The organism is Xenorhabdus eapokensis (assembly GCF_001908105.1).
The window spans coordinates 109909-127416 of the sequence record NZ_MKGQ01000009.1; the positions used below are offsets into that span (position 1 = coordinate 109909).

15 protein-coding genes are annotated in these 17508 nt (G+C 45.4%); 13 read left to right on the forward strand and 2 right to left on the reverse strand.

Annotated elements, in window-relative coordinates; genetic code table 11:
• Positions 1 to 13 precede the first annotated feature (13 nt).
• Together glnD and map are read right to left on the reverse strand one after the other, a co-directional pair.
• The gene (glnD, locus tag Xedl_RS08800) at positions 14 to 2692 is read right to left on the reverse strand and encodes a bifunctional uridylyltransferase/uridylyl-removing protein GlnD (protein WP_074023438.1); all 2679 of its coding nucleotides are present in this window, start codon (positions 2690 to 2692) and stop codon (positions 14 to 16) included.
• Positions 2693 to 2862: 170 nt separating this feature from the next.
• Positions 2863 to 3660 (reverse strand): type I methionyl aminopeptidase, encoded by a 798-nt coding sequence (gene map / locus Xedl_RS08805; protein ID WP_074023439.1) that lies wholly within the window; start codon positions 3658 to 3660, stop codon positions 2863 to 2865.
• 401 nt (positions 3661 to 4061) lie between these two features.
• On the opposite strand from map, the gene rpsB reads away from it, so the two are divergent.
• The 13 genes from rpsB to lpxA all read left to right on the forward strand — a co-directional run bounded on the left by rpsB (position 4062) and on the right by lpxA (position 17502).
• A complete protein-coding gene (rpsB, locus tag Xedl_RS08810) occupies positions 4062 to 4787 on the forward strand; it encodes a 30S ribosomal protein S2 (protein WP_074023440.1) in 726 nt (241 codons plus the stop codon).
• 168 nt (positions 4788 to 4955) lie between these two features.
• On the forward strand, positions 4956 to 5813 hold the full coding sequence (tsf, locus tag Xedl_RS08815; protein WP_074023441.1) for a translation elongation factor Ts: 858 nt from the start codon (positions 4956 to 4958) through the stop codon (positions 5811 to 5813).
• A 143-nt stretch (positions 5814 to 5956) separates the two neighbouring features.
• Entirely contained in the window at positions 5957 to 6685 is a 729-nt protein-coding gene (gene pyrH, locus Xedl_RS08820; protein WP_074023442.1) for a UMP kinase, read from the forward strand.
• A gap of 187 nt (positions 6686 to 6872) precedes the next feature.
• Positions 6873 to 7430, forward strand: coding sequence for a ribosome recycling factor (gene frr, locus Xedl_RS08825; protein WP_074023443.1), 558 nt, complete (start codon positions 6873 to 6875; stop codon positions 7428 to 7430).
• 184 nt (positions 7431 to 7614) lie between these two features.
• Positions 7615 to 8811: a 1-deoxy-D-xylulose-5-phosphate reductoisomerase gene (gene ispC / locus Xedl_RS08830; protein WP_074023444.1), complete on the forward strand. Its 1197-nt coding sequence runs from the start codon at positions 7615 to 7617 to the stop codon at positions 8809 to 8811.
• A gap of 328 nt (positions 8812 to 9139) precedes the next feature.
• Positions 9140 to 9832, forward strand: a complete 693-nt coding sequence (gene uppS, locus Xedl_RS08835) for a polyprenyl diphosphate synthase (protein ID WP_244149686.1) — start codon at positions 9140 to 9142, stop codon at positions 9830 to 9832.
• A gap of 9 nt (positions 9833 to 9841) precedes the next feature.
• Positions 9842 to 10705, forward strand: coding sequence for a phosphatidate cytidylyltransferase (gene cdsA, locus Xedl_RS08840; RefSeq protein WP_074023446.1), 864 nt, complete (start codon positions 9842 to 9844; stop codon positions 10703 to 10705).
• 9 nt (positions 10706 to 10714) lie between these two features.
• On the forward strand, positions 10715 to 12067 hold the full coding sequence (rseP, locus tag Xedl_RS08845; RefSeq protein WP_074023447.1) for a sigma E protease regulator RseP: 1353 nt from the start codon (positions 10715 to 10717) through the stop codon (positions 12065 to 12067).
• Positions 12068 to 12101: 34 nt separating this feature from the next.
• The gene (gene bamA / locus Xedl_RS08850; RefSeq protein WP_074023448.1) at positions 12102 to 14483 is read left to right on the forward strand and encodes an outer membrane protein assembly factor BamA; all 2382 of its coding nucleotides are present in this window, start codon (positions 12102 to 12104) and stop codon (positions 14481 to 14483) included.
• 72 nt (positions 14484 to 14555) lie between these two features.
• Positions 14556 to 15053, forward strand: a complete 498-nt coding sequence (skp, locus tag Xedl_RS08855) for a molecular chaperone Skp (RefSeq protein ID WP_074023449.1) — start codon at positions 14556 to 14558, stop codon at positions 15051 to 15053.
• A 4-nt stretch (positions 15054 to 15057) separates the two neighbouring features.
• Positions 15058 to 16086, forward strand: coding sequence for a UDP-3-O-(3-hydroxymyristoyl)glucosamine N-acyltransferase (gene lpxD, locus Xedl_RS08860; RefSeq protein ID WP_074023450.1), 1029 nt, complete (start codon positions 15058 to 15060; stop codon positions 16084 to 16086).
• Between the two features lie 162 nt (positions 16087 to 16248).
• Positions 16249 to 16701: a 3-hydroxyacyl-ACP dehydratase FabZ gene (gene fabZ, locus Xedl_RS08865; protein WP_045972492.1), complete on the forward strand. Its 453-nt coding sequence runs from the start codon at positions 16249 to 16251 to the stop codon at positions 16699 to 16701.
• 3 nt (positions 16702 to 16704) lie between these two features.
• Positions 16705 to 17502, forward strand: a complete 798-nt coding sequence (gene lpxA / locus Xedl_RS08870; RefSeq protein WP_074023451.1) for an acyl-ACP--UDP-N-acetylglucosamine O-acyltransferase — start codon at positions 16705 to 16707, stop codon at positions 17500 to 17502.
• The last annotated feature ends 6 nt before the right edge of the window (positions 17503 to 17508 follow it).

The window sequence follows — 17508 nt, forward strand, 5'->3', positions numbered from 1 at the left end:
AAGTATGCGGTTCCTAATTTCTGTTAAGAGAATCTTGTTGTAGTTTATCCTGTGTATCGAGGGCTTCTGTCAACCTTTCTGATAATTCATCCTTTATTTTTTTATGTAATGCGTTTTGATCTTTATCCGCTAATACAAAAAAGTCTTCCACACGTTCACCAATGGTCGTAATACGGGCTCCATGTAAGAAAACACCCAATTCGGCAAAAATATTACCTACCCGTGCCAATAATCCTGGCTGATCCAATGCAACCAACTCCATATAAGTACGGCGAGCATTTTTTGTCGGTAAAAAGTTAACTTTGGTTGGGACATTAAAATGGCGCAGCTTGGCGGGAAGGTTGCGTGCCTTGAGTACTTTAGGATGTGGATCGTTCACGACTTTCAATAAGGCACGGCGGGTAGGTTCGTGACGATCAAATGCCAACGGATGGCCGTTAGGATCTAAAATAACAAAGGTATCCATCGCCATTTCATCGCGATTGGTGAAGATTTGGGCATCATGGACACTTAAATTACGTTTGTCCAATTCCCCCACAACGGCGGCAAAAAGCGAAGGGCGATCTTGGCACCAAATAAAAATTTCTGTGCCACCGTGAGAGAATGCGGTACTGATCAAAACCATGGGTTCCTGGGCGGGGTGATGGATTAAGTGGCTGGCGTGCCACGCTAATTGATCAGGGGTATGGCGCAGAAAATAATCGGCATGACAACGGCTCCAGATATTGTGTAAACGCTGCTCGTCGATATTTTCTTGGCGCAGAAGAGCTAATGCTTGCAAGCGATTGTTACGGATACGTTCCCGTAAATCAGGGGTATTTTGAATACCTTGGCGCAATTGGGTTTCAGTAGCGAAATAGAGTTCACGTATCAGGCTCTGTTTCCAGCTATTCCACAGTTTAGCGTTAGTAGCACAAATATCTGCGACGGTCAGGCAGACTAAGTAATTAAGGCGGTTTTGATTTTTAACCTGGCTGGCAAATTGTTGGATAATTTCTGGATCTTGAATATCCCGCCGCTGTGCAGTCACTGACATCAGCAGATGGTCGCGAACCAGCCATTCCACCAATTCAGCTTCGTGGTTTGTCAGGCCATGCTGTTGTGCGAAAACGAAGGCATCTTTAGCACCCAGCTCAGAATGATCGCCATTGCGACCTTTGGCAATATCATGGAAAAAAGCCGCCAGCCGCAATAACTCTGGTTGCGGCAGACGTGGATAAATTTCAACACACAGGGGATGGATCACACGGTTGTTTTCATCGGCAAAACTTTCCAGTTTTTGCAGTACGCGGATGGTGTGTTCATCAACGGTATAAGCATGAAAAAGGTCAAATTGCATCTGACCAACAATATGACTCCAAAATGGCATATAAGCCCCTAAGACACTATGCAGGTGCATTGGGAGTAGCGCCCCAGTAACAGCATGGGGATGGCGCAGAATATCCATGAAAATTTTTCGTGCTTCGGGGAGTTCACACAGCGGAATCGTCAGATTTCTCCGCGCATAGCGAAGCTGGCGCAATGTCGTGGAATAGATCCCTTCAATTTCCCGATGTTCAGCCATGTGATAAAACATTCTCAATATTGAAGTGGGATCATGGCTAAACAGCGTTTCATCAATGAGATCGATACGGTTTCCCCGCAATTGAAACTCAGCGTTAAGGGTTCGTGGTTTCTCATTGGGTTGCAGCGCCAAGATGGCCTCATTAAACAGTTGCAGCAGCATGTTATTTAGTTCACTGACGCGGCGGGTCATACGATAGAAATCTTTCATCATTCGCTCGACAGGCTGATTTCTTTCTCCTTCGTAGCCGAGTAGTTGGGCAACACTAAACTGACGTTCGAATAGCAATCGGTTATCGTAACGGGTAACAACCAAATGAAGCGCAAAACGGATACGCCAGAGAAAATTCTGACATTCGTTCAATTCATTGCGTTCTTCCTGAGTCAGGAAACCAAAATTAACCATTTCATCTAAGGAAGTGGCACCAAAATGGCGATGAGCAACCCAAAGTAACGTGTGGATATCGCGTAGCCCCCCTGGGCTGCTTTTGATATCGGGTTCCAGATTGTAACTGGTGCTGTGATAGCGTTGATGGCGTTCTTGTTGTTCAGTAATTTTGGCTGCGAAAAATTGGGCAGATGGCCAGAAATCATCACTGAAAATATATTTCTGCAAGCGTAGAAATAGCGGTAAGTCCCCACAAATTAAGCGAGATTCAATGAGGTTAGTTGCGATAGTCGGGTCGGAAAGCCCTTTTTGCTGGCATTCTTTGAATGTCCTGACACTGTGGCCGACTTCAAGGTGAATATCCCAAAGTAGGGCAATAAACTGCCCAAGACGAGTTGATTGCGCTTCAGTCAATGGCGATTCGCTCAGAATCAATAGGTCAATGTCAGAGAGAGGATGTAATTCGCGGCGACCATAGCCACCCACCGCAATCAGGGAAAAGGAAGCGATCTGATCAAATCCCTGTTCCTGCCATAATCGCTTAAGAAGTTGATCAATATAGTCACTGCGGGTGTGAATCAGTGCATCCGGTGAGATCCCTGCCTTGAATGCGTGCTCAAGCCATAGCTGGAATTCATCAATATGCTGTTTTAGGGCAGGAAATTGCAGATCATCGTGGGAAAATTCCACAGGAGAAAGGGGCGGAACGGGTGCTTGCGCTAAGGAGATATCAACCGGCATATGCAGAAACCTATTTTGAGAAAGCCCGCGAGGAAGCAGACTATGGTGACCAGATTACTGAGAAAACTATAGGATGAACAGGGTATTATTGACAGAGATAAAAGCTCCCCGTGAGTTGAAGATAGTAGGGAGCTTATTGATTAAATTTAATAAATTGCGTTAGCTGGTAATTATGCGTTCACTAATACCGCTGAGATATGTGCTTCTTCTTCTTGGCGCAATGTCATGATTTCGCAACCATTATCGGTAACGACAATCGTGTGCTCGTACTGTGCAGACCACCCGCGATCTTTGGTTTTCACTGTCCAGCCATCTTTCATGGAGCGGATACGAAAATCACCGGCGTTGACCATCGGCTCAATGGTGAATGCCATGCCTTTTTGCAATACCACACCGCCATCATCAGCATCATAATGCAGAACATGAGGTTCTTCGTGGAAGCCTCTGCCGATACCGTGGCCGCAGTATTCGCGGACAACAGAGTAATCGTGACTTTCGACAAACTGCTGAATTGCCTTGCCAATGGTACGCAGACGGATGCCAGGCTTCACCATTTTCAGGGCAAGGTACAAGCTTTCTTGAGTGACGCGGCACAGGCGCTCACCTTGAATGGTTGGCTTGCCGACAATAAACATTTTAGAAGTATCACCGTGAAACTCATCTTTGATGACTGTCACGTCAATATTGACGATATCACCTTCTTTCAGAACCTTATCATCGCTTGGAATACCGTGGCAAACCACATCATTGACGGAGATACATACGGATTTAGGAAATCCGTGGTAGCCCAGACACGCCGAGATGGCCTGTTGTTGTTCGGTAATATGCTTGTGGCAGATACGATCAAGTTCACCTGTAGTGACACCAGCCTTAACATAAGGCGCAATCATTTCCAGAACTTCGGCGGCCAGACGTCCGGCAACCCGCATTTTCTGAATGTCTTCTTCTGTTTTGATAGAGATAGCCATGAAATGGATCCATTTAAGTCGGAAAATCACCGACTACTTGATATTAATTAAGGAAAGTGTTGTCGGTAATGGTATCAGCCCACTGAATGGATGCCAATATAACCCACATTAGTAGCTGTAATAAACGTAGTTGTAACAAACATAGCTGTAACAAATATTGGAGTCTGGTGGTGGTTTATGGTATAAAGCGCGCCGGTATTCTGCGTAATTGTTTCTGATGTGAGGCAATTCGTCAGGGATACTAAATAAACTCATTATGTGTAAATAACACACACGGATCGGCACATACACCGGGGTGCTCTTATGCGGTTAACTCATTGATATGACTTGCCCGCAGCCAAGGAGTCGGTGTCATGGGATCTGTGGAGGCATAACCCCAATTAACTTTATAGAGGTCTAAAATGGCAACTGTTTCCATGCGCGATATGCTGCAAGCGGGCGTTCACTTCGGTCACCAGACTCGTTACTGGAACCCAAAAATGAAACCTTTCATCTTTGGTGCTCGTAACAAAGTTCATATCATCAACCTGGAAAAAACTGTTCCAATGTTCAACGGTGCTTTGGCAGAGCTGAACAAAATCGCTTCCCGTAAAGGTAAAATTCTGTTTGTTGGCACCAAGCGTGCTGCTAGCGAAGCAGTAAAAGAATCAGCATTGAGCTGTGACCAATACTTCGTTAACCACCGTTGGTTGGGTGGTATGCTGACTAACTGGAAAACTGTTCGTCAGTCAATCAAACGTTTGAAAGATCTGGAAATTCAGTCTCAGGACGGTACTTTTGACAAGCTGACTAAAAAAGAAGCGCTGATGCGTTCTCGTGAGCTTGGCAAACTGGAAAACAGCCTGGGCGGTATCAAAGACATGGGCGGCCTGCCTGATGCTCTGTTTGTTATCGACGCTGAACACGAACACATTGCTATCAAAGAAGCAAACAACCTGGGTATCCCTGTATTTGCTATCGTTGATACCAACTCTGATCCAGATGGCGTTGACTTCATCATCCCTGGTAACGACGACGCAATCCGTGCAGTTAAACTGTACCTGACTGCGGCAGCTACCGCTGTTCGTGAAGGTCGTTCTCAAGATCTGGCTGTTCAGGCTGAAGAAGGTCTTGTAGACGCTGAATAATAAGGCCTGCTCATTTTGTTTGAGCCCTTATTAACCAGGTATTGAAATATATTGGTTAGGGGGCCTGTTATGGCCCCCTTTACCTATCTGGTATAGAACTATTATCTGATATAGAACTTTCCACGCGGAATATTATCTTCCCGCGAGACACATCGAGGAATAAAACAAATGGCTGACATTACCGCTGCTCTGGTAAAAGAACTGCGTGAGCGTACTGGCGCAGGCATGATGGAATGTAAAAAAGCACTGGTTGAAGCAAATGGTGATATCGAACTGGCTATCGATAACATGCGTAAATCAGGTCAGGCAAAAGCGGCTAAGAAAGCAGGCCGTGTTGCTGCTGAAGGTGTTATTCTGGTTGAAGTTGCGGCTGATGCTAAATTCGCAGCTATCGTTGAACTGAACTGTGAAACTGACTTCGTTGCTAAAGATTCTGGCTTCCTGGCGTTCGGTAAAGAAGTTATCACTTCTGTTATGGCAGACAAAAACGCTGACATCGATGCACTGAAAGCGAAGTTCGAAGAACAGCGTACTGGCCTGGTAGCGAAAATTGGTGAGAACATCAATATCCGTCGCGTTGCTATTCTGGAAGGTGAAGCGGTTGGTTCTTACCTGCACGGTTCCCGTATCGGCGTTCTGGTTGCTGCTGAAGGCGCAAACGAAGAACTGATCAAACACGTCGCAATGCACGTTGCGGCAAGCAAGCCAGAATATGTGAACCCAACTGACGTTCCTGCTGACGTTGTTGAGCGTGAGCATCAGATCCAGTTGGACATCGCAATGCAGTCTGGCAAGCCTCGCGAAATCGCAGAGAAAATGGTTTCTGGCCGTATGAACAAATTCACCGGCGAAATCTCTCTGACTGGTCAGAACTTCGTGATGGACCCAAGCAAATCTGTTGGCGATCTGCTGAAAGAAAACAATGCTAACGTTATCAACTTCATCCGTTTTGAAGTTGGTGAAGGTATTGAGAAAGTTGAAGCTGATTTCGCAGCAGAAGTTGCTGCAATGAGCAAACAGTCTTAATTTTCTTAAACGGAGCCGCCGGTTGGCGGTTCTGTTTTATCTCATGATGAATTTTTACATCTGGGCTGTATAGCGTGGATGTGTAGTAGTTGAGTAAATCATAATCTATCCCCAATATCCTTATCTGCTTAGGACTGAACACCATGGCAACCAATGCAAAACCCGTATATCAGAGAATCCTGCTTAAGCTCAGTGGAGAAGCCCTGCAAGGCGCAGAAGGTTTTGGTATCGACGCCAGTGTCTTAGACCGCATGGCTCAGGAAATCAAAGAACTGGTTGAGCTGGGTATTCAAGTCGGTGTCGTTATTGGAGGAGGTAACCTGTTTCGTGGAGCCGGTTTGGCCGAAGCAGGAATGAACCGTGTAGTAGGCGACCACATGGGCATGTTGGCGACGGTGATGAATGGTCTGGCAATGCGTGATGCTTTGCACCGCGCCTATGTGAACGCTCGTTTGATGTCTGCCATTCCACTGAATGGCGTATGTGACAATTATAGCTGGGCTGAGGCGATAAGCTTACTGCGTCACGGTCGTGTTGTTATTTTCTCTGCGGGTACTGGCAATCCGTTCTTTACGACCGATTCCGCTGCATGTCTGCGTGGCATTGAAATCGAAGCGGATGTTGTGTTAAAAGCAACCAAAGTTGATGGCGTTTACTCTGCTGATCCTGCAAAAGATCCTGAAGCCGTTCTCTACAATAAGCTCACTTATCAAGAAGTATTGGAGCGTGAATTGAAAGTGATGGATCTGGCGGCCTTTACGCTGGCTCGTGACCATAACCTGCCAATTCGTGTCTTTAATATGAACAAACCAGGCGCACTTCGTCGTGTTGTGATGGGGGAAAGTGAAGGTACGTTGATTTTTCACGACTGATTTTTCACCGTTCGTGCTCAGAGACATGGGTGAAATTTGACGGTATGATCAGCGTCCTGATGCGCCAAATTTAATGACACAGGGTCACATATGTCGTAGCGTGTTCGGTTCATTTATCTATGATTTACGCAATCTATGACTTATACAATGTGGCCTAAAAAATAACCATCTCCCAAGGGTTTGTAACGTGATTAATGAAATCAAGAAAGACGCACAAGACCGCATGGAAAAAAGCGTCGAAGCACTGAAAAATCAAATTAGCAAGGTTCGTACTGGCCGTGCTTCTCCTAGCCTGTTGGATGGCATCAGCGTTGAGTATTATGGCGCTGCGACTCCATTGCGCCAGATTGCAAACGTCGTTGCAGAAGATGCCCGCACTTTGGCAATCACCGTATTTGATCGTTCTATGACTGCGGCGGTTGAAAAGGCGATTATGGCTTCTGATCTGGGTCTGAACCCATCTTCTGCCGGAACCATTATTCGTGTTCCATTGCCACCACTGACAGAAGAGCGCCGTAAAGATCTCATTAAAGTTGTGCGTGGAGAAGCGGAACAAGGTCGTGTCTCCATCCGTAACATTCGCCGTGATGCGAACGATAAGGTCAAGGCACTGTTGAAAGACAAAGAAATCAGTGAAGATGAAGAACGTCGTTCACAAGATGACATTCAGAAACTGACTGACAGCTTCATTAAGAAAATTGATGAGGTGCTGGCTAATAAAGAAACTGAGTTGATGGATTTCTAATTGCCGCTTCATGCATACAACGCCGCAGCTCTTGCGGCGTTGTTCTTATCCTGGATATTACACTTCGTATCACATTTCTTTCTCAAGCGATGGACATAGCGATCTGCACCGCTCAAACTATGACAATTTTCTGTTGCGATTTTCCATTACAATTTTATATCAGTAGCATACTTAGAGTATTAAAATGAAACGGTTAACTATTCTTGGCTCAACGGGTTCGATTGGGAAAAGTACGCTTTCTGTTGTCCGCAATAACCCGGAAAAATTCAGTGTCGTCGCACTGGTTGCTGGGAAAAATATTGAAGTCATGGCACAGCAATGTTTGGAATTCCACCCACAATATGCAGCAATGGCAGATGAGCCGTCAGCAAAAGCGCTGCGCCAGTTATTGCAGGAGCAAGGAAGCCAAACTGAAGTGTTGTTTGGTAAAGACGCTATTTGTGATTTAGCTGCATTGGAAGACGTCGATCAAGTCATGTCAGCCATTGTTGGCGTCGCCGGTTTATTACCGACGTTAGCCGCTATCCGCAAGGGCAAACAAGTTTTGCTGGCTAACAAAGAATCTTTGATTACCAGTGGCCGTCTGTTTATGGATGCGGTTGTGCAATATAAAGCGCAATTGTTGCCAATTGATAGCGAACATAATGCCATTTTCCAAAGTCTGCCGGAGGAGGTTCAACATAACCTTGGCAAGGCAAACTTAAAAGATCAGGGTATTTCCAGCATTATCCTGACGGGATCGGGCGGACCATTCCGCAAGACGCCTTTGGCGAAGCTGCCCAATGTGACTCCAGATGAAGCATGTGCTCATCCTATCTGGTCAATGGGACGCAAAATTTCGGTTGATTCTGCTACCATGATGAACAAGGGATTGGAATATATCGAAGCGCGTTACCTGTTCAATGCATCAGCAGATGAGATGGAAGTATTATTGCATCCCCAATCGATTATTCATTCGATGGTTCGTTATCAGGATGGCAGCATCATCGCGCAACTGGGAACGCAGGATATGTGTACCCCAATCGCTTATGCGATGGCTTATCCTAATCGTATTCCATCTGGGGCAAAGCCATTAGATTTTACTGAATTGAGCATGCTCACTTTTGAATCTCTGGATTATCAGCGTTATCCTTGTTTGAAACTGGCGATTGAGGCTTGTCACCAGGGACAGGCGGCAACAACGGCGTTGAATGCAGCAAATGAAGAAACCGTTGATGTTTTTTTGCAAGGTGGAATCCGTTTCACAGATATTGCGACAATCAATCGGTTGGTGGTTGAAAAAGTAAATTTATCTGAACCTCAAAGTATCGAAGAAGTCTTAGAAATCGATAACATAGCGAGGCTCTTAGCGAAAGAAGCCATAAGCACCTTTGCCAAATAGCAAGTTTTCTTGATAAGTATAGGTTTGCGTTTTGGCAAATGATATAGTTCGCGGGTAAATTACAGTTGCTATAATAGCCGTTTTAATTATCGGGTGCCTGCATGTTAACACAGGTAAGCGTAGGCATATCAAAGACAAAGGCTTTCATTCAGTCGTGCCAGAAATAGCCGTGCTATCCGTGGTAATTGTTGACACGTGACACGGCTTTTTCATGTGGAAGTGATTGAGTTTACCAAAAGTCAGCTTAGTTATTTAAGGATTATTTTGAGTGATATCTCCCAGTGATAGTGACTCATTGCCAACATTACCCAGACATGTCGCCATCATTATGGATGGCAACGGTCGCTGGGCAAAAAAACGGGGCAAATTGAGAGTCTTTGGCCACCGTGCAGGAATCAAAGCTGTACGCAGTGCCGTGAGTTTTTCAGTGAAACATAATATTAACTCACTGACACTATATGCTTTTAGCAGCGAAAACTGGAATCGCCCACAGCAGGAAGTCAGTTCATTGATGGAATTGTTTGTTTTTGCTCTCGATAATGAAGTAAAAAACCTGCATAAACACAATGTGAAATTGTCTGTGATTGGTGATATCAGTCGTTTTAGCTCACGGTTGCGGGAGCGTATCCGTCGCTCTGTTGAACTAACAGCGGACAATACCGGATTGCAGCTTAATATTGCTGCTAACTATGGTGGTCGTTGGGATCTGGTTCAGAGTTTTCAACAAATTGCTGAAAAGATTAAATCCAATGAATTGGCTCCTGAAGAGATTACCGAAGCTACAGTTGATAATTTCATCAATTTAAGTCAGCAGCCTGAAGTCGATCTGGTGATTAGAACGGGGGGTGAACATCGTATCAGTAACTTCCTGCTATGGCAGATTGCTTATGCAGAATTCTATTTTACCGATATACTTTGGCCTGATTTTAATGAAACTGTTTTTGAAGGTGCGATTAATGCCTTTGCCAAACGAGACCGCCGATTTGGCGGAACAACAGACGATGCCGAAGTGGGATCATAGGAGGAGAACTTGCTGAAGTACCGTCTTTTAACTACGTTGATATTGATTCCGCTTGTGATTGTAGCGCTGTTTTTTCTCCCCCCAGCAGGGTTTGGGCTGGTTGTCATTGCTGTTTCAGCTCTTGCTGCCTGGGAATGGGGACAATTTGCAGGTCTCTTCACTCAAATTAAACGTATTACACTGGCTGTGTTATTTGCTGTAGGGTTATTGGCCTTGCAGTATTCTTTGTCGGATTTTTCTCATCTCATCGAAAAACCACAAATTGCATACTTATTGTGGGCGGGCATGCTTTGGTGGATAGCCGCCATTTTATTGGTGGTGACTTATCCGGCTTCTGCTTCGATCTGGAAAGCGTCGGTTGCCTTGCGCCTGCTATTTGGGGTTCTGACTATCGTGCCATTCTATTGTGGGATGATGGTACTGCGTACCCAGGGCTATGAAAATAATTCCTATGATGGCGCATGGTGGTTGCTGTACGTCATGCTGTTGGTATGGGCTGCTGATTCAGGTGCTTATATTTTCGGCCGTACAATGGGTAAACATAAAATGGCTCCAAAGGTCTCCCCAGGCAAGACGCTTGAGGGGCTGGTTGGTGGGTTATTAACGGCTGCACTGATTTCGTGGTTGTTTGGTAAATTTGCCCCTGTCCGCGCGATGCCAGAACATTTGTTGCTGATTTCTACGGTGGTGGTGTTTGCCTCGGTCTTTGGTGATTTGGTTGAAAGTATGTTCAAGCGGGAATCTGGGATCAAAGACAGTAGTCAATTGATTCCAGGGCATGGCGGTGTCATGGATAGGGTTGATAGTCTAACTGCGGCAGTTCCAGTGTTTGCTGGGCTGGTTATGTTGATTTCTTCTGGATTTACTCTCTGAAGGTACGTAATGGATATTCTCTGGAATCTGGCTGCATTTATTGTTGCTTTGGGTGTTCTCATCACAGTGCATGAGTTTGGTCATTTTTGGGTTGCCAGACGGTGCGGTATCTACGTTGAACGCTTTTCCATCGGATTTGGCAAGGTGCTTTGGCGTCGTACAGATAAACAGGGAACCGAATACGTTATCGCTCTTATCCCCCTTGGTGGATATGTCAAAATGCTCGATGAACGGGTTGGAGAAGTGGCTCCCGAACGTCGTCATATGGCATTTAATAACAAAACGATTGGCCAGCGCGCGGCAGTTATCAGCGCTGGGCCAATTGCAAACTTCATTCTGGCGGTGATCGCTTATTGGCTGGTTTTTGTGATTGGCGTGCCATCTGTGCGTCCGGTCGTGTTGGATGTTAAGCCAAATTCGATTGCTGCACAGGCAAATATTTTGTCTGGAATGGAACTAAAAGCCGTTAATGGTATCGAAACTCCTGATTGGAATTCAGTACGTCTTGCTATGGTTGGTAAAGTGGGGGCGACATCGGTCACTATGGATGTCTTGCCTCTGAATGCACTTGACAGTGTCCAAAAGACACTGGATTTAAGTCAATGGAGCTTCGATCCTTCCAAGCAGGATGTTTTGCTGTCTTTGGGAATTATGCCCGTTGTACCGCGGCTTAGTTCGCAAGTAGAAAAAATTTATCCTGCTTCAGCCGCTGAAAAAGCGGGTTTACAAAGTGGGGATAGGATCGTTAAAGTCAACGATCAAGATGTAGATGTATGGCACACTTTTTCATCTTTTGTCAGGAAGAATCCTGATGTTCCTCTAAAATTGGACGTTGCGAGAGCTGGGGGAATGATCTCCTTGTCCCTGACTCCAGAAGTCAGAAAATTATCCAACGGCCGTGAGGAGGGGTTTGCTGGCGCCGAACTGAAAATCATTCCACTGGCGGATGAATACAAGGTTATTCAGCAATATGGACCTTTTTCCGCCATTTATGAGGCAGGAGGAAAGACTTGGCAATTAATGAAGCTGACTGTCAATATGATCGGCAAATTGATTGTGGGTGACTTAAAACTTAATAACTTGAGTGGCCCGATTTCCATTGCCAAAGGTGCCGGAGTATCGGCGGATTCTGGCTTGGTGTATTATTTAATGTTTCTGGCGCTGATTAGCGTCAATCTTGGGATCATTAATTTGTTCCCATTACCTGTACTAGATGGTGGACACTTGCTTTTCCTTGCTATCGAAAAGATTAAGGGGGGGCCAGTCTCCGAGCGTGTACAAGACTTCAGTTATCGCATTGGTGCTATGTTACTGGTGTTATTAATGGGGCTTGCACTTTTCAATGATTTCTCCCGCTTTTAAGCTGGGAGACCGGTTAGGAAAACGCATAACAACGATGGCGATGAAAAAGTTGCTCATAGCGTCGCTGCTGTTCGGCAGCGCCACTGCATACGGTTCAGACGGATTCGTGGTTCAGGACATTCACTTTGAGGGTCTTCAACGCGTCACCGTTGGTGCAGCATTACTGAACATGCCAGTTCGAGTGGGTGATACGGTTAGTGATGAAGATATTAGCCGCATGATTCATTCATTGTTCGCAACTGGAAACTTTGAAGATGTTCGTGTCTTACGCGATGGCAATTCACTTGTTGTTCAGGTAAAAGAACGACCAACCATCGCCAGTATTACTTTCACCGGTAACAAATCGGTGAAAGATGACATGCTCAAGCAAAACCTTGAAGCCTCTCGTGTTCGTGTTGGTGAAGCCCTTGACCGCACTATGCTGTCTAATATTGAGAAGGGGCTGGAAGATTTCTATTACAGTGTCGGTAAATACAACGCGACAGTAAAAGCTGTTGTCACACCACTGCCCCGCAACCGTGTTGATTTGAAGCTCGTTTTCTCTGAAGGGGTTTCTGCCAAGATCCAACAAATTAATATTGTTGGCAATAAAGCCTTCTCAACCAATGAGCTGCTTAATCAGTTCCAACTTAGGGATGATGTTCCCTGGTGGAACATGACGGCAGATCAGAAATACCAGAAACAAAAATTGGCAGGTGACCTTGAAACCTTGCGCAGTTTTTATCTTGACCGAGGTTATGCGCGTTTCAATATTGACTCGACTCAGGTTAACCTGACGCCAGACAAGAAAGGTATTTATATCACTGTCAATATCAAAGAAGGCGATCAATACAAAATCACAGGTGTTGATTTGAATGGTAATTTAGCGGGTTACCAGTCCCAAATCGAAGAGTTGACTAAAATCGAACCAGGTTCGCTGTATAACGGTGCAGAAGTGACCAAGATGGAAACTGCCATCAAAAACCTGCTTGGTCGCCACGGTTATGCCTATCCCCGTGTAATGACACAACCTGAAATCAATGACACCGATAAGACGGTTAAGCTGGATGTGAATGTTGATGCTGGCAATCGCTTCTACGTGCGTAAAATTCGTTTTTCAGGCAACGATGTGAGTAAAGATTCCGTATTACGTCGTGAAATGCGTCAAATGGAAGGTTCTTGGCTGGGAAGTGATTTGGTTGAACAGGGTAAAGAACGGCTAAATCGATTAGGGTATTTTGACTCTGTTGATGTGGAAACGGAACGTGTACCGGACAGTTCAGATCAGGTAGACGTGGTTTACAAAGTCAAAGAACGCAATACGGGTTCTATGAACTTTGGTGTGAGTTTCGGCACAGAAAGCGGCATGGGTTTCCAGATTGGACTGCAACAAGCCAACTGGCTGGGAACGGGGAACGCCGTGAGCATCAACGCCAGTAAAAATGACTATTCAACATCGGCCGATTTATCTATGACTAACCCTTACTTCACTGTCGATGGTGTAAGTTTGGGGGGGCGTTTGTTCTATAACGATTTCCGCGCCGATGATGCCGATCTTTCGAATTACACCAATAAAGCTTACGGTACTGAGGGAACGCTCGGTTTCCCATTGAATGAAAATAATGGCCTGTCGTTTAGACTGGGTTATATCCATAACTCTCTGTCTAACATGCGACCACAGCGCGCTATGTGGCGTTATTGGAATAAAATGGGTCAGCATCCAAATTTTAAAGACAAGGCGCAGTTTGACACTAATGATTTCACCGTCACTATGGGGTGGGTTTATAACAATCTTGACCGCGGTTTCTTCCCAACATCTGGCTTGAAATCATCTCTGGATGCGAAAGTGACCATTCCTGGTTCAGATAACCAGTTCTATAAAGTCACCTGGAGTTCAGCAGCTTACTACCCACTGGATGATAATCGCTCATGGGTGCTGATGGGACGCACACGTCTGGGATATGGCGGTGGTTTTGGGGGTAAGGAAATGCCATTCTATGAAAACTTCTATGCCGGTGGTTCCAGCAGTGTTCGCGGCTTCCGGTCGAATAATATCGGTCCGAAAGCAGTTTATTTAGATGAAAGTGGTAAGCCAGTGAATAATAGCCCATCCCGTGATGCCGTGGGAGGTAACGCGACGGCGGTTGCTAGTTTCGAACTGATTACCCCGACCCCGTTCCTGGATGCTAAATATACTAACTCCTTGCGGACTTCGTTATTTGTGGATGCGGGAACCGTGTGGGATACCAATTGGGATAAGACTTACGCTGGGGTGCCAGACTATAGTAAGCCAAATAACATCAGGGTTTCGGCCGGTATTGCTTTGCAATGGGTGTCACCATTAGGGCCATTGAGTTTCTCTTATGCGCAGCCAATTAAGAAATATGAAGGTGACAGAGCAGAGCAGTTCCAGTTCAATATTGGCGGAGTTTGGTAATTATTAATCATTTTTGGTAAAAACCGCCCTATTATTAATAGGTAAAAATAGCGTAGGTCAAAGGAGTTTATAGTGAAGAAAATATTGTGTGCAGCAAGTTTGGGTCTGGCATTAGCGTTCTCTGCGGGTGTGCAGGCGGCAGATAAAATTGCTTTAGTGAATGTTGCTGAAGTTTTCCAACAATTACCTGCCCGTGAAGCTGTGGCAAAACAGTTGGAAAATGAGTTTAAAGGCCGCGCAACCGAATTACAGCGTATGGAATCTGATCTGCAAACTAAAATCCAAAAATTACAGCGTGATGGCTCAACCATGAAAGCCAGCGAACGCGAAAAATTGGAAAAAGAAGTGATGGCGAAACGTGATGACTTTGCTCAGAAAGCGCAAAGCTTTGAAAACGACAACCGCCATCGTCAGATGGAAGAGCGCAATAAAATTCTGAATCGTATTCAGGATGCAGTTAAAGTAGTTGCCGGCAAAGAAGGTTACGATCTTGTTCTGGATGCGAGTACCGCAGTGTATTCTGCGTCTGGTAAAGATATCACTGCAGAAGTACTGAAACAGGTTAAGTAAGTAGATGGTTTCAATTCGATTGGCTGATCTCGCTCAGCAGTTGAATGCGCAATTGCGTGGTGATGGCGATATCGTCATCACCGGTATTGCACCGATGTATTCAGCAAATAACGAGCAAATTACATTTTTATCCGACAGTCGTTATACTGACAAACTTGCTACCTGTCAGGCTGCGGCTGTTGTGCTGCGTGAAGCAGACCTACCTCACTGCAAAGTTGCCGCGTTGGTTGTTAATGATCCTTATCTGGCCTATGCACGCATGGCGCAAATTATGGATACAACACCGAAACCTGCACAGGATATTCACCCATCAGCAGTGATCTCCCCTGAGGCGGTACTGGGCAAAAATGTGGCGGTGGGTGCTAATGCGGTGATCGAATCCGGCGTTATGCTAGGTGATAATGTTATCGTTGGTGCGGGTTGTTTTATTGGAAAAAATGCGCGGATCGGTGCAGGAACCCGTCTTTGGGCTAATGTATCGGTATACCATAATGTTGAAATGGGTGAGCTGTGTTTGATCCAATCAGGGGCTGTTATAGGTTCTGATGGTTTTGGTTATGCCAATGAGCGTGGAAATTGGGTTAAAATCCCACAGTTAGGCACCGTGATCATCGGAGATCGCGTTGAAATCGGCGCTAGTACGACAATTGATCGCGGCGCATTGGATAACACAGTCATCGGTAATGGTGTTATCATAGACAATCAATGTCAAATTGCCCACAACGTGACAATTGGCGATAACACCGCGGTGGCTGGTGGTGTCATTATGGCGGGCAGTTTGAAAATTGGCCGTTATTGTATGATTGGTGGAGCCAGTGTCATCAATGGGCACATGGAAATCTGTGACAAAGTGACCGTGACGGGTATGAGCATGGTGATACGTTCAGTTACAGAGCCAGGTGTATACTCGTCGGGGTTCCCGTCACAACCGAACAGAGTTTGGCGCAAGACTGCTGCTTTAATCATGAACATCAATGAGATGAATAAGCGTTTGAAGTCAGTTGAACGCCAACTGGAAGGTGAAAACGAGTAATCATACCCGCATCTTGGATAGACATTTTTGATTAAGCGTTTTTAATGAGCATTTTTGGTTGTGCTTTTTATTTTTGCGGCCTGCCTGATAACTCTGAATTTGGAGTTAACGCAGGCCGTGTCGTTAATATTATGATTCTTATATGACAGGAAGAGTATTTAGATGAGTGATAATCATACTCTGCAAATTGAAGAGATTTTAGATTTACTGCCTCACCGCTACCCATTTTTGTTGGTAGATCGTGTCTTAGATTTTGAGGAAGGTAAATTTTTGCGCGCAGTCAAGAATGTATCATTTAATGAACCATTCTTTCAGGGACATTTCCCTGGTAAGCCTATTTTCCCAGGTGTCTTGATCCTCGAAGCAATGGCTCAAGCTACCGGCATTCTGGCGTTCAAGAGTGTTGGATCACTGGAGCCAGGTGAATTGTATTACTTTGCAGCGATTGATGGCGCTCGCTTCAAGCGTCCGGTTCTGCCAGGTGATCAAATGATCATGGAAGTAGAATTTATTAAAGAACGTCGCGGAGTTGCGCGTTTCAGGGGCGTAGCGAAAGTCGATGGAGAAGTGGCTTGCGAAGCTGAAATGATGTGTGCTCGCCGTCGTGAGGCTTAATCCATGATTGATCAGACTGCTGTTATCCATCCCTCTTCCATTGTTGAAGAGGGTGCTGTAATTGGTGCCAATGTTCGCATTGGCCCATTTTGTTATATCGGTGCCCAAGTTGAGATTGGTGAAGGGACTGAATTGAAATCCCATGTTGTAGTTAATGGGATAACCAAGATTGGCCGTGATAACCAGATTTACCAATTTGCTTCCATCGGTGAAGTCAATCAGGATCTCAAATATCAGGGTGAACCTACCCGCGTTGAAATTGGTGACCGTAATCGTATCCGTGAAAATGTTTCTATCCACAGAGGCACTGTTCAGGGTGGCGGCGTGACTAAAGTTGGCAGTGACAACCTGTTGATGATTAACGCCCATATTGCCCATGACTGTATCGTTGGTGATCGTTGTATCATTGCGAACAATGGTACATTAGGCGGGCATGTTATTCTGGGTGATTACGTCATTATTGGTGGAATGACAGCCGTGCATCAATTCTGTCAAATAGGTTCTCACGTGATGGTCGGTGGTTGTTCCGGCGTTGCTCAGGATGTCCCTCCTTACGTCATTGCACAAGGGAACCATGCGACACCTTTCGGATTGAATATCGAAGGCCTGAAGCGTCGTGGGTTTGACAAAGAATCGCTGCATGCGATCCGTAATGCCTATAAGGCGCTTTATCGCAGCGGAAAAACATTGGAAGAAGCCAGACAAGAAATTGATCTCCAGGCAGAAAACAACCCGCATGTGAAAGCATTCAGTGATTTTCTGGAAAATTCCGCAAAATCCAGCCGTGGCATTATTCGTTAATAAGTA

Coding starts and splice junctions, on each gene's coding strand:
- glnD (WP_074023438.1), bottom strand. CDS start 2,692: ATGCCGGTTGATATCTCCTTAGCGCAAGCACCCGTTCCGCCCCTTTCT.
- map (WP_074023439.1), bottom strand. CDS start 3,660: ATGGCTATCTCTATCAAAACAGAAGAAGACATTCAGAAAATGCGGGTT.
- rpsB (WP_074023440.1), top strand. CDS start 4,062: ATGGCAACTGTTTCCATGCGCGATATGCTGCAAGCGGGCGTTCACTTC.
- tsf (WP_074023441.1), top strand. CDS start 4,956: ATGGCTGACATTACCGCTGCTCTGGTAAAAGAACTGCGTGAGCGTACT.
- pyrH (WP_074023442.1), top strand. CDS start 5,957: ATGGCAACCAATGCAAAACCCGTATATCAGAGAATCCTGCTTAAGCTC.
- ispC (WP_074023444.1), top strand. CDS start 7,615: ATGAAACGGTTAACTATTCTTGGCTCAACGGGTTCGATTGGGAAAAGT.
- uppS (WP_244149686.1), top strand. CDS start 9,140: ATGGATGGCAACGGTCGCTGGGCAAAAAAACGGGGCAAATTGAGAGTC.
- rseP (WP_074023447.1), top strand. CDS start 10,715: ATGGATATTCTCTGGAATCTGGCTGCATTTATTGTTGCTTTGGGTGTT.
- bamA (WP_074023448.1), top strand. CDS start 12,102: ATGGCGATGAAAAAGTTGCTCATAGCGTCGCTGCTGTTCGGCAGCGCC.
- lpxD (WP_074023450.1), top strand. CDS start 15,058: ATGGTTTCAATTCGATTGGCTGATCTCGCTCAGCAGTTGAATGCGCAA.
- fabZ (WP_045972492.1), top strand. CDS start 16,249: ATGAGTGATAATCATACTCTGCAAATTGAAGAGATTTTAGATTTACTG.
- lpxA (WP_074023451.1), top strand. CDS start 16,705: ATGATTGATCAGACTGCTGTTATCCATCCCTCTTCCATTGTTGAAGAG.